This is a genomic window from Gordonia westfalica, from assembly GCF_900105725.1.
Taxonomy (GTDB): Bacteria; Actinomycetota; Actinomycetes; order Mycobacteriales; family Mycobacteriaceae; genus Gordonia; species Gordonia westfalica.
This window is the reverse complement of sequence record NZ_FNLM01000034.1, coordinates 4,044,928-4,056,848: the sequence shown is the minus strand read 5'-3', so window position 1 is coordinate 4,056,848 and position 11,921 is coordinate 4,044,928. Positions and strand designations below refer to the sequence as shown.

Sequence of the window (11,921 nt, the reverse complement as noted above, 5' to 3'; positions counted from 1 at the left end):
CCGCCACCGACATCGGCTCGGTCAGAACGGCACCGCTCCGACGAGAACACCGGCCCCGAGCATGACCAGGGAGACGACCGCCGCCCGCCAGAGGACCTTCTTGTGATGGTCGCCGAGGGTGACGCCGGCCAGTGCCACCAGCAGCAGGATCGCCGGGACCAGCGGACTCTGCATGTGCACCGTCTGACCGGTGATGGAGGCGCGGGCCATCTCGGCGGGGTCGATGCCGTAGCGCGTCGCCGTCTCGGACAGGACGGGCAGCACGCCGTAGTAGAAGGCGTCGTTGCTCATCAGGAAGGTGAACGGGATCGACAGGACGCCGACGACGATGGCCATGTGCGGACCCATCCAGTCCGGGATGCCCTCGGCCAGCCAGTGGGCGATGGCGTCGACCATGCCGGTGCCGTTGAAGACGCCCGTCAGCACCGCGGCCGCGAGCACCATGGCGACCACCGAGACGATGCTCGAGCTGTGGCGGGTGATGGCGGCCTGCTGTTGCTTGACGTGCGGGAAGTTGATCGCCAGGGCGATGCCGGCGAAGACCATGAACAGCACGGGGATGGCGACGATGTCGGCTCCGAGGATCGCCAGCAGCGCGACGGTGAGACCGGCGTTGACCCAGAAGAGCTTGGGCCGCAGGGTTTCCCGGTCGGGGTCGAGGACACCGGAGAACGACCGGTCGCGGCCCTGGTCCGAGGTGTCGTCGGAACCCGCTGGCGTCGAATCGGTTCCGGACGAGCCGCCACTGCCGCGTCGACGATCCTCGGGCGGGAGTGCGGTTCCGGTTCCGGCAGCGACCAGCACCTCTTCGCGCGGAGCCAGCAACGATTCCTTGATCTCGAGGGTTCCGATGCGGCGGCGTTCGAGGACGCCCAGGTGGTAGGCGAACGCCAGCACGACGACGAGCGCGGCGGCCAGGGCGGGGATCATCGGGACGAACACGTCGTTGGTGTCGATGTTGAGCGCGCTCGCGGCTCGGGCGGTGGGGCCACCCCACGGGAGGATGTTCATGGTGCCGTTGGCGAGACCGGCGACGACGGTCAGAACCACCGGGCTCACACCGAGTTTCATGTACAGCGGCAGCAGTGCGGCGGTGGTGATGATGAAGGTCGTCGAGCCGTCACCGTCGAGCGAGACGACCATCGCGAGGACCGCGGTGCCGACGACGAGTCGTGCCGGGTCGTCGCGGACGGCGCGGATCACCCGGCGGACCACCGGGTCGAAAAGACCGACGTCGATCATGATCCCGAAGAAGATGATCGCGAAGAACAGCATCGCCGCGGTGGGCGCGAGGTCCTTGATGCCGTCGGTGATCATGTCGCTGATGTCGAGGCCGGCACCCGCGAACAGGCCGAACGCGACCGGGACGAGGATCAGCGCCACCACGGGCGTGGCCCGTTTGGTGATGATCAGGACCATGAAGGTGGCCACCATTCCGAGGCCGAGTGCTACCAACATTGTCTAGCTCGATTCTGATGTGGATGTGAGGGGGGCCACATTCGGGTGGCCGCATCAGAAGTGTTGGGGGAGCCGGCGGCACAGTCACGCTTGAGCGCATAAGTATCGTTTTGAGCTTTTTGCTCACCCCGCGAGGAGTGGCGAACGTGGGGATATGGCGCGCATCTTCTCTACGGAATCCCTAGTCGGGGAGCATCGGTGCGTCGTCGCCGTGGTGTCGGCCGATGAGCACGGCCCGGGTGACCGAATCCCGACCGAACCGGTCGCGCAACAGGTCCATCGTGGCGTCGAGTTGCTCTGCGGTGACATTCGGCCCGCTCGCTACGCTCCCGGCGCCTGGGTCGGTGTCGAAAGGCAGCGTCAGCTGGATGTTGTCGTGGTCGTCGAGGTTGGTCAGCGACAGCCCGACGAGGGTGCAGCCGCGTTCGCGGATGACCGGCATCGCGTCGGCGAGGAGCCCGCGCGCCGACGCCATGAGGATGTCGGTGCGGTCGGTGGACTCGACGAGCGTCCGAGACCTGGTCGCGCGGGCGAAGTCGTCGAAGCGAAGGCGGAGAACGACTGTGCGACAAACCCTCTCGGCGGATCTGAGCCTCTTTCCGAGCCGTTCGACGATGGCCGTGATGGTCGCCTCGAGGTCGGCTTCGGACTTGGGACGACGACCCAGTGCGCGTTGCGAACCGATCGACGATCGGCGCTTGCCGGCCTCGACCCGACGTGGGTCCTGCGCCAGCGACAGGGCGAACAGGTGCCGGCCGGCGCCAGATCCGACGATCGCGCGCAGCGATTTCTCGCCGATCTCCGCGATCTGGCCCACGGTCTCCACCCCGGCGTCGTGCAGCTTGGCCTCGGTGACCGGTCCGACGCCCCAGAGCCGACGCACCGGCAGGGGATGGAGGAAGGCGAGCTCGGTACCGGGCGCGACGATGAGCAGACCGTCGGGCTTGCCGACCGCGCTGGCGACCTTCGCCAGGAACTTGCTGCGCGCGCCACCCACGGTGATCGGCAGCCCGACCTCCTCGCGGACGCGGGTCCGGATCGTCGTGGCGATGTCGTGCGGGGTTCCGCTGATGCGTCCCAGTCCGCCGACGTCGAGGAACGCCTCGTCGACGGAGATGCCCTCCACCACGGGGGTGGTGTCGTGGAAGATGTCGAAGACCTCGTGGCTGGCCTCCATGTAGGCGTCGAACCGGGGCCGCACCACCACGGCGTCCGGGCACAGCGCGCGTGCCTCGTGACCGGGCATCGGCGAGCGCACTCCCCTGGCCTTGGCCTCGTAGCTTGCCGCCAGCACCACACCGCCGCCGACCAGCACCGGGCGGCCTCGCAGGGTGGGGTCGTCGCGCTGCTCGACAGATGCGTAGAACGAGTCGAGATCGGCATGCAGGATCGTCGCGTCCTGCCGGTCCCGTCGCTCGATCCGCATAGAACATATGTTCGCATACCGGCACGACACCCGGTAGACGCTTGACTTCAAGTGAACTTGAACTTGAAAGCTGGGCCGCATGACACCCACACAAGAAGCGGCCTGACGCATGGATGCACTCGCGAAGAAGGTCGCGTCGGTCCTCGCACTCGGAACTCTCATGGTGATGCTCGACGTGACCGTCACCGTCGTGGCCATCCCGCGCCTGGCCGAGTCCTTCGACACCCCACTCTCGACCGTCCAGTGGGTGACCACGGCCTACACGCTCGCGCTCGTCGCGGTGATGCCGACCTCCGCGTGGGCGATCCGGAGGTTCGGCGCGAAGCGCGTCTACATCTCGGCGCTCACCCTCTTCGTCGTGGGCTCGGCACTCGCCGGGCTGGCCTGGAACATCCAGAGCCTCGTCATGTTCCGTGCGATACAGGGTTTCGGCGGTGGGTTCCTCCAGCCGGTCGGCATGACGATCGCGTTGAGCCTCGTCGACGAGCGGCACCGCGGTCAGCTCATGGGCTGGCTCGGCATCCCGCTGCTCGTCGGCCCGGTATTGGGTCCGACCACGGGTGGACTGCTCGTCGACCACGTGGGCTGGCGATCGCTGTTCCTGATCAACGTCCCGGTCGGTGTGCTCGCAATCACGCTGGCACTCAGGCTCTTTCCGCGCCCTGTCAGCGCCGCGACGGAGACCCTGGATTGGGCGGCCCTGCTCTGCCTCGCGCCGGGTGGCGCCCTACTGGTCTACGGTCTTGCCCAGGCCGGGGAGGCCGGTGAACCGTTCGACGCGAACGTCGTGGTCCCGGCGGGGATCGGTCTCGCGCTGCTGATGTTGTTCGTGCTCCGCACGCTGCGTTCGCCCGGGCCACTGCTCGATCTGAGACTGCTTCGCAAACGCTCGCTGGCCACCGGATCCGGTGCGATGCTGCTGGTCGCCGGCGCATACTTCGGGTCGATGATGATGGGGCCCATCTACATTCAGGCGGTGCGCGGTGACAGCGCCACCACGGCCGGGATGATCATGATCGCCCAGGCCCTCACCACGGCTGTGGTCGCGCAGGTCGCGAGCCGAACCGTCGACCGCACCGATCCACGCCGTGTCATCTGGTTCGGGATCAGCGCCACGATCGTCGCGATGACCCTCATGACCACCGTCCTCGACCACGACACCCCCTACCCCGTTCTCATGGGCATCGGCGTCGTGATGGGCGTGGGGATCGGTTCGACGTTCATGCCCCTGATGACCGCGGGGCTGCGCGGTGTCGAGGGTCCGGACACCGGGTCGGCGACCACGATCCTCACCACCGGCAACCAGTTCGCGAGCGCGATCGGCGCCGCGCTCGCCGCCACGATCCTCACCTCGCTGTTCAACTCGCGGACGGAGGTGCTCGATGGCACCGGGATGACCGGCGCCCAGCGTATGAACCCGGAGGAACGGACCGCCGCGGCTCCCGACCTCGCGAGCGCCGTCGCCGACACGTACCTGCTGACGCTCGGTCTTCTGGTGGCGGCGATGGTCTTGGCGCTGTGGCTGCCGCGGGCGGCCGGGCCGATCGCAGCGTCTCAGCCCGCCGTCGACGACGAACCGGGGCGCCCACTCGACGCGTCCAGGTAGTTCACCTGGTACCGCGCCCGGCCTCCCGCCGGGAGCGGTACCTGCGGTTACGCCGTGACTCTCGTTGCTCACATCAACGACCGACGACGAGGAGCGGGGTGCCTGCCACTGCCACCCGCGCAACAGTCATCCTGATGATGTGATGACCCCCACTTCGAACACCGTCGACGGAGTGCTGCGCCGCACTGCCGCGAGATTCCCCGACCGCGCCGCCCTCCATTTCGGCGACGACACGCTGACCTACCGCGAACTCGACGACGCGGTGACCCGCGCCGCCGCGCATCTCCTGTCCCTCGGCCTCGCCAAGGGTGATCGCGTGGCCGGCTACGGCACCAACTCGCACGCCTATGTCATCGGCTACCTCGCCGCGGCGCGTGCCGGGCTGGTTCACGTGCCGATCAATTACGCGCTGCGCGGCGGCGAGCTGAGCTATCTCCTGGAGCAGTCCGGCGCGCGGGCCGTACTCGTCGACCCGGCACTCGCCGACAACCTCGACGCCGTCATCGACATCGTGCCGGCCGAGTTCGTGCTCCCCCTGCGCGACACCGACGACTCACTCATCGCCATCGCGACCGCCGGAGACGTGCCCGCCCTCGACGTCGCGGTGGACGACACCGACCTGGTGCAGTTCCTCTACACCTCGGGGACCACGTCGAAACCCAAGGGCGCCATGATGACCCACCGCGCCCTGATCCACGAGTACACCTCGTCGATCATCGCGCTCGACCTCGACGCCGACGACAACCCGCTCATCTGCATGCCGCTCTACCACTCGGCGGGCATGCACGTGTTCATGCTCCCGTACCTCGCGGTCGGCGCGACTGTCCGGTTGATGCCGGCGCCGGACATCCCCGAGATCCTGCGGCTCGTCGAGGAGTACGAGATCGGTTCGCTGTTCCTGGCACCGACGGTGTGGGTGCCCCTGGCCGCGCACCCCGACCTCGAGACCCGCGACCTGTCGTCGCTGCGCAAGGCGCAGTACGGCGCGTCGATCATGCCGGTCACCGTGCTACAGCGTCTGCGTGAGCGCTACCCCGACCTCGGCTTCTACAACTGCTTCGGCCAGTCCGAGATCGGGCCGCTGGCAACGGTTCTCCGCCCCGCAGAGCACGACGCCCGACCCGCATCGTGCGGCCGTCCGGTGTTCTTCGTCGAGACCCGCGTCGTCGACGCCGACGGCAACGACGTCCCCGTCGGCGAGCCCGGCGAGATCCTGTACCGATCGCCGCAGCTGTGCCAGGGCTACTGGGACAACCCGACCGCCACCGAAGAGGCCTTCCGCGACGGTTGGTTCCACTCCGGTGACCTCGTCACACGCGACGAGGAGGGTTACGTCACCGTCGTCGACCGCATCAAGGACGTCATCAACACCGGTGGCATCCTCGTCGCGTCGCGCGAGGTCGAGGATGCGATCTACACCCATGCGGCCGTCGCCGAGGTCGCCGTGATCGGCACCCCGGACGACAAGTGGATCGAGGCGATCACCGCGGTCGTGGTGTTGCGCGCCGAGGCCGTGGTCACCGAGGCCGAACTGATCGATCACGTCAAACAGCAGCTCGCACCGTTCAAGGTCCCGAAGCTGGTGAAGTTCGTCGAGGAACTGCCGCGCAACCAGAGCGGCAAGCTCCTCAAGCGGGAGCTGCGCGCCTAGAAACCGTCACCCTTCTGGCGAGATCAGGCTGTGTTCGCTCCCGCGTGCCGGGGTCAAACGCAGCCTGATCTCGTTCGGGGACCACTACCGTGGACCCCATGACCGAGCGCACGAACACAAACAACGACGTGGACATCAAACCCCGTAGTCGCGACGTCACGGACGGCCTGGAGAAGACCGCCGCTCGCGGCATGCTCCGCGCGGTGGGCATGGGAGACGACGACTGGGCGAAACCCCAGATCGGTGTCGGGTCGTCGTGGAACGAGATCACGCCGTGCAACCTCTCGCTCGACCGCCTGGCCAAGGCCGTCAAGGACGGCGTACACGAGGGCGGCGGATACCCGCTCGAATTCGGCACCATCTCGGTGTCCGACGGCATCTCGATGGGCCACGAGGGCATGCACTTCTCGCTGGTCTCCCGCGAGGTGATCGCCGACAGCGTCGAAACCGTGATGAGTGCGGAGCGGCTCGACGGCTCGGTCCTGCTCGCCGGCTGCGACAAGTCCCTGCCCGGCATGCTCATGGCCGCCGCCCGGCTCGATCTCGCGTCGGTGTTCCTCTACGCCGGGTCGACGCTGCCGGGATACGCCACGCTGTCCGACGGCAAGGAACGTCAGGTCACCATCATCGACGCCTTCGAGGCGGTGGGCGCATGCTCCCGCGGCCTGATGAGCCGTGAGGACGTCGACACCATCGAGCGCGCGATCTGCCCGGGTGAGGGCGCCTGCGGTGGGATGTACACCGCCAACACGATGGCGAGTGCGGCCGAGGCACTCGGGATGTCGCTCCCGGGTAGTGCTGCTCCCCCGGCGCCGGACAAGCGCCGCGACCAGTTCGCCCGCCAGAGCGGTATCGCTGTCGTCGAGATGCTCCGACGCGGAATCACCGCGCGCGACATCATGACCCGCGAGGCCTTCGAGAACGCGATCGCCGTGGTGATGGCATTCGGCGGGTCCACCAACGCGGTGCTCCATCTGCTCGCCATCGCCAACGAGGCCGAGGTCGAACTGTCGCTCGACGACTTCATCCGCGTCGGTTCCCGCGTCCCCCATCTCGCCGACGTCAAACCGTTCGGCCGGCACGTGATGACCGACGTCGACCGCATCGGTGGTGTGCCGGTGGTGATGAAGGCCCTCCTCGACGCGGGGCTCCTGTACGGCGACTGCCTCACGGTGACCGGCAAGACGGTCGCGGAGAACCTCGCGCACATCGCGCCGCCCGACCCCGACGGACAGGTCCTCCGCGCCACGAAGTCCCCCATCCACCCGACCGGTGGCATCACCATCCTCAAGGGATCGCTGGCTCCGGAAGGCGCCGTGGTGAAGTCGGCGGGCTTCGACTCCGACGTATTCGAGGGCACTGCACGGGTTTTCGACCGTGAGCGCGCCGCGATGGACGCACTCGAAGACGGCACCATCACGGTCGGAGACGTCGTCGTCATCCGCTACGAAGGCCCCAAGGGCGGACCGGGCATGCGCGAGATGCTGGCCATCACCGGCGCCATCAAGGGCGCCGGCCTCGGCAAGGACGTGCTGCTGATGACCGACGGCCGGTTCTCGGGCGGCACCACCGGGCTGTGCGTGGGCCACGTCGCGCCGGAGGCCGTCGACGGTGGCCCGATCGCCCTCGTCCGCGACGGCGACCGCATCCGTCTCGACGTCGGGCGCGGTCTCCTCGACCTGCTGGTCGACGACACCGAACTCGATTCCCGCGCAAAGGAGTTCACTCCCCTGCCACCCCGGTACACGCGTGGCGTCCTGGCGAAGTACTCGAAGCTGGTCACGTCCGCTTCGCAGGGAGCCGTCTGCCGCTGACGGCCTCCTGCGGAGCTGCTCTCCCAGCGAGGCTCGGTCAGTCGTCGACGACGATGACGTTGACGTCGATGTTGCCGCGGGTGGCGTTGGAGTAGGGGCAGACCTGGTGCGCGCGGTCGGCAAGGGCCTGCGCCTGGTCCTGGGGAAGGTCGGGGATGACGACCTCGAGAGTGACAGCGAGCTGGAAGCCGCCCTGCTCGTCGGGGCCGATGCCAACCTTGGCCCCGACGCTCGAATCGCCCAGCGTGGCCTTGGCCTCGCGGGCCACCGCCTGCAGGGCGGAGTGGAAGCAGGCGGCGTAACCGGCGGCGAAGAGCAGCTCGGGGTTGGCGGCACCGCCGGCACCACCCATCTCGCGCGGAATGGCGAGGTCGGTGTCGACGAAGCCGTCGGTGGTGCGGACGTGGCCGTTGCGTCCCGCGCCGGTGGCCAGGGCCTCTGCGGTGTAGAGGGCGTTCATGTTCGTCTCCTTCAACTGGTGGGAAATGATTTGATTCTTCTGATCAGTTACGGCCGCGCGCCTGGTCGGTGACCTTGTGCGCCAACGCATGCAGGGTCGACGCCTCGTCGTACGTGAGATCCAGGTTGTCCACCAGGCATCCTTGGATCCGGCCGCCCTGGCTACGCAGCGCATCGCCTTCCCGGGTCAGGTGGACATGAACGACGCGGGCATCCTCGACCGAATGTTCACGGTTGGTGTACCCGGCCCGCTCGAGACGACGTAGTAGCGGCGACAACGTCCCGCTGTCGAGCTGGAGCCGCTCGCCCAGTTCTCGCACGGTGAGCCCGTCCTGTTCCCAGAGGGCGAGCAGGACGAGGTACTGGGGAAACGTGAGCCCGAACTCGGACAGCACCTCTCGATAGAGGCCGGTGACGGCCCGGGTGGCGGCGTACAACGAGAAACAGAGCTGTCGGTCAAGCGGCTCCGGATTGGTGGGCACGCCCAGAACAGTAGTGCGCAACTTAATTGTGCACAACCTACTTTCCCCTCCGGGTGGTCGCCGACGTCGCCCGTCCCGGCCAGCTGACCATGATGGTCACGATGGTCTGTTACACGTTCCTCGGGCTGTACCTGCTGTTCGGCGGGTACATATCAGCGGCGGCCCCTCGGGGGATGACTTTGCGTTCTGTCGCGGTTACCGCGACAGAACGCAATGTCGTCTTGATCCACTGAGCAGGTGACGAGGTCGTCTCGGTTCCCTCACGAACCAGTCACCGCGAGTTCACTCCTGTACTCAGGCGGGCACTCTCGACCCATGCGTCTACGCCGTCGAAGTGCAACACCGGCCATCGTGTCGGCATCTGTGGCCGGTCTGATAGCCGGGGCAACCGCGGTCGCGGTCGCCGACGATCCACCCGAGTACGTGGCGCTCGGGGCGTCGTTCTCGGCGGGTGTCGGGATTCCGTCGCCGGTGCCGGGATCGCCGAGCGGCTGTGGCCGCTCCACCAGCAACTTCCCGAGGACAGTCGCCGAAGAACAGGGTTACCGACTCAAGGACATGAGCTGTGGTGGTGCCCAGACCCGGCATCTCACGACGAGCCAGACCGCCGGTCAGCCACCACAGTTCGACGGCCTGAGCTCGACGACGGACGTCGTCACGATGCAGATCGGCTACAACGACGGAAACGTGTACTCCGGCAGCATCGCCGATTGCTCCCAGACCGCCTCGGGCAGCTCACAACTCGCTCCGTGTGAAGCTCGAACCCTCGGCCGGTACTCCGCCGAGATCCAGGTGACGGCCGCGAACATCGCCGCCGCCATCGCGGGGGTCAAAGACCGCGCACCGTCGGCCCGGATCCTCGTCGTCGGGTATCCGGCGGTCTACCCGCAACAGGGCAACTGCCCCGGACGAAACCCGTTCTCAGCTCCGGACACCGCCTTTCTCGACCGTCTCGAGGTCGAGCTGAACACCATGCTGAAGACTCAGGCCCAGTCGGCAGGTGTCGATTTCGTCGACACGTACGGCCCCAGCGTCGGGCACGATTCATGCAAGCCACAGTCGACGAGGTGGGTGGAGCCCTACACGAATCCGATTGGCGCGCTAAGGCTTCATCCGAACGCGAAGGGTCACCAGCAGGTGGCGAAGGCGGTTCTCGCCGCGCTCGACTGATCTGTGCCGGGGCCTACGGGTGGACTCGTCGGGCACGGAACACGACGTCGTGCGTGTGATGTCCTCCACCGGCGGCCTTGCCGCGTTCGCGTGTCTCGTCGGTGACGATGTCCCAGTCGTCACCGAGCAGCTCCGCGAAACCGCCGGGCTGGAGGTAATCGTCGGGATCGAACCCGTGAGCCCGCACACCCTCCGGCGCATGTGCGACGACGAGCAGCGAACCTTCCGGACCGACCGCGGCGACGAGTTTCCGAGCGACCTCGATCTCCTCGACGGGGATCGGGAAGTAGTGCAGCGCGACGAGGCCGTAGTCGCCGCCCGGGACGGGGTCGACGACGAGGTCGGCGTGTTCCCAGGTGATCGGCAGATCGCCGCTGATCTCGCGTGCCCGGTCGAGGGCGACCTGCGAGATGTCGACCGCGGTCACCCGCCAACCGCGTTTCGCCAGCCAGCGGGCGTCGGCGCCCTCGCCCGACCCGACGTCGAGCGCGGTGCTCGACGACAACGCGTCTGCCTCGGTGATCAGCGCGGGATTGACGTCCGCCGTCCACAGCCGCTCGGCATTGCCGTATCGCTCGTCCCACTCGGCTGCCCGCTCGTTTCCCATTCTGAAATTCATAGCAGCTCGCCGCGTCCGCATTCGAGCTATGGAACGGGCGGCTTGTCGACGACGCGGGCGATCCGCTCGATCGCCTCGGTCAGCACCTCCGGCGAACACGCGACGTTCAGCCGAGCGAAACCCTTACCCGGCGAGCCGAACGCGGGACCGTAGTGCAGCGCGACCCGGCCGTGCTCGAGGATCGGCAGGCCCGGGTTGTCGCCGAGGCCGGCGTCGCGGAGGTCCAGCCACGCCAGGTACGACGCGTTCGGTCGTGTGTAGCCGACACCCGGAAGATGTTTGGCCAGCAGCTGATCCAGCAGATCGAGGCTCTCCCCGATGACCTCCAGGGTGGCGTCGAGCCAGTCGTCGCCCTGAGTGAAGGCGGCTTCGGTAGCGGCGCGGCCGAGGATGGACGTGCGGTACTGCACCTCGTCGGGCTGACGTGCGACGATCGCCCGGGTAGCGTCCGAGGTGGCGACCATCAGCGCGCACTTGGCCCCGGCCAGGTTGAACGCCTTACTCGCCGAATGCGCCGCGATACCGACCTCACGCGCGGCGTCGCTGACCGTCAGGAACGGGGCGAACCCGACACCGGGATGAACCAGCGGAGCATGGATCTCGTCGCTCACGATCGTCGCACCGTACGACGCCGCGAGTTCAGCCAAGCGGGCCAGGTCGGCGGCGTCGTGGACGAGCCCGACCGGATTGTGCGGGTGACACAACAGCACGGCCCGCGCACCTGCCCGCAGCGCCCTCTCGATGCCGCCGAGATCAATCCGCCATTCCGGCTCATCGAGCAACGGCACCTCGACGACGGTTCCGCCTGCCTCCGGGATGAGCTCGAAGAACGGCGGATACACCGGCGGCATCAGGATGACGACGTCACCCGGCCGGATCGCCGCACGCAGCGTCTCCACGATCACGACGCTCACATCGGTGGTCAGAGTGACGTCTTCGGCGGTCACCTGCCAGTTCCAGCGGCGATCGGCGAAACCCGCGAAAGCCGTTCCCACACCGCCCGAGTCACCGGCGTAACCGACATCCGACGCCCGGATGCGGTCGATCATCGCCTCCGCGACGACCGGCGCGAGCTGATAATCCATCTCCGCGATGAACAGCGGCAGCACGGCATCGGGGTGCGTGGACCACTTCGAGCTGGTGCGGCGTCGGAGTTCGGCGAGGGGCGGTGCGGTGGGTCTCGGCGTCACGGGGTTCTTGATACCAGCTTCGACCCGCCACCTACCCCGTCGGCGA

The 11,921-nt window shown here is 67.7% G+C and carries 10 protein-coding genes; 4 read left to right on the top strand and 6 right to left on the bottom strand.

Annotation, left to right across the window (positions count from 1 at the left end; translation table 11 throughout):
* Window positions 1-21: 21 nt before the first annotated feature.
* Both BLU62_RS24045 and dinB read right to left on the bottom strand, forming a co-directional pair.
* Window positions 22-1,458: a CitMHS family transporter gene (locus tag BLU62_RS24045; protein WP_074852386.1), complete on the bottom strand. Its 1,437-nt coding sequence runs from the start codon at window positions 1,456-1,458 to the stop codon at window positions 22-24.
* Between the two features lie 181 nt (window positions 1,459-1,639).
* The gene (dinB, locus tag BLU62_RS24040; protein WP_074852385.1) at window positions 1,640-2,884 is read right to left on the bottom strand and encodes a DNA polymerase IV; all 1,245 of its coding nucleotides are present in this window, start codon (window positions 2,882-2,884) and stop codon (window positions 1,640-1,642) included.
* 109 nt (window positions 2,885-2,993) lie between these two features.
* On the opposite strand from dinB, the gene BLU62_RS24035 reads away from it, so the two are divergent.
* From BLU62_RS24035 to ilvD, 3 genes are all read left to right on the top strand, one after another.
* Window positions 2,994-4,490, top strand: a complete 1,497-nt coding sequence (locus tag BLU62_RS24035) for a DHA2 family efflux MFS transporter permease subunit (RefSeq protein ID WP_074852384.1) — start codon at window positions 2,994-2,996, stop codon at window positions 4,488-4,490.
* A 142-nt stretch (window positions 4,491-4,632) separates the two neighbouring features.
* Window positions 4,633-6,141, top strand: a complete 1,509-nt coding sequence (locus BLU62_RS24030) for an acyl-CoA synthetase (RefSeq protein WP_074852383.1) — start codon at window positions 4,633-4,635, stop codon at window positions 6,139-6,141.
* A gap of 98 nt (window positions 6,142-6,239) precedes the next feature.
* Complete coding sequence (ilvD, locus tag BLU62_RS24025) at window positions 6,240-7,955, top strand: dihydroxy-acid dehydratase (protein ID WP_074852382.1); 1,716 nt, start codon at window positions 6,240-6,242, stop codon at window positions 7,953-7,955.
* Window positions 7,956-7,992: 37 nt separating this feature from the next.
* On the opposite strand, the gene BLU62_RS24020 is transcribed toward ilvD, so the two are convergent.
* A complete protein-coding gene (locus BLU62_RS24020) occupies window positions 7,993-8,415 on the bottom strand; it encodes an organic hydroperoxide resistance protein (RefSeq protein ID WP_074853224.1) in 423 nt (140 codons plus the stop codon).
* Between the two features lie 43 nt (window positions 8,416-8,458).
* Window positions 8,459-8,896 carry a MarR family winged helix-turn-helix transcriptional regulator gene (locus tag BLU62_RS24015; protein WP_074852381.1) on the bottom strand — a complete coding sequence of 146 codons (438 nt, stop codon included), beginning with the start codon at window positions 8,894-8,896 and terminating at the stop codon, window positions 8,459-8,461.
* A 315-nt stretch (window positions 8,897-9,211) separates the two neighbouring features.
* Here BLU62_RS24015 and BLU62_RS24005 point away from each other — a divergent pair, with 315 nt between their 5' ends.
* Window positions 9,212-10,066, top strand: coding sequence for an SGNH/GDSL hydrolase family protein (locus tag BLU62_RS24005; protein ID WP_074852379.1), 855 nt, complete (start codon window positions 9,212-9,214; stop codon window positions 10,064-10,066).
* A gap of 13 nt (window positions 10,067-10,079) precedes the next feature.
* Here the strand turns inward: BLU62_RS24005 and BLU62_RS24000 are convergent, their stop codons facing one another.
* Complete coding sequence (locus BLU62_RS24000) at window positions 10,080-10,673, bottom strand: class I SAM-dependent methyltransferase (protein ID WP_074852378.1); 594 nt, start codon at window positions 10,671-10,673, stop codon at window positions 10,080-10,082.
* Window positions 10,674-10,711: 38 nt separating this feature from the next.
* Window positions 10,712-11,875 (bottom strand): MalY/PatB family protein, encoded by a 1,164-nt coding sequence (locus tag BLU62_RS23995; protein WP_074852377.1) that lies wholly within the window; start codon window positions 11,873-11,875, stop codon window positions 10,712-10,714.
* Window positions 11,876-11,921: the final 46 nt, after the last annotated feature.

Coding starts and splice junctions, on each gene's coding strand:
- BLU62_RS24045 (WP_074852386.1), bottom strand. CDS start 1,458: ATGTTGGTAGCACTCGGCCTCGGAATGGTGGCCACCTTCATGGTCCTG.
- dinB (WP_074852385.1), bottom strand. CDS start 2,884: ATGCGGATCGAGCGACGGGACCGGCAGGACGCGACGATCCTGCATGCC.
- BLU62_RS24035 (WP_074852384.1), top strand. CDS start 2,994: ATGGATGCACTCGCGAAGAAGGTCGCGTCGGTCCTCGCACTCGGAACT.
- BLU62_RS24030 (WP_074852383.1), top strand. CDS start 4,633: ATGACCCCCACTTCGAACACCGTCGACGGAGTGCTGCGCCGCACTGCC.
- ilvD (WP_074852382.1), top strand. CDS start 6,240: ATGACCGAGCGCACGAACACAAACAACGACGTGGACATCAAACCCCGT.
- BLU62_RS24020 (WP_074853224.1), bottom strand. CDS start 8,415: ATGAACGCCCTCTACACCGCAGAGGCCCTGGCCACCGGCGCGGGACGC.
- BLU62_RS24005 (WP_074852379.1), top strand. CDS start 9,212: ATGCGTCTACGCCGTCGAAGTGCAACACCGGCCATCGTGTCGGCATCT.
- BLU62_RS24000 (WP_074852378.1), bottom strand. CDS start 10,673: ATGGGAAACGAGCGGGCAGCCGAGTGGGACGAGCGATACGGCAATGCC.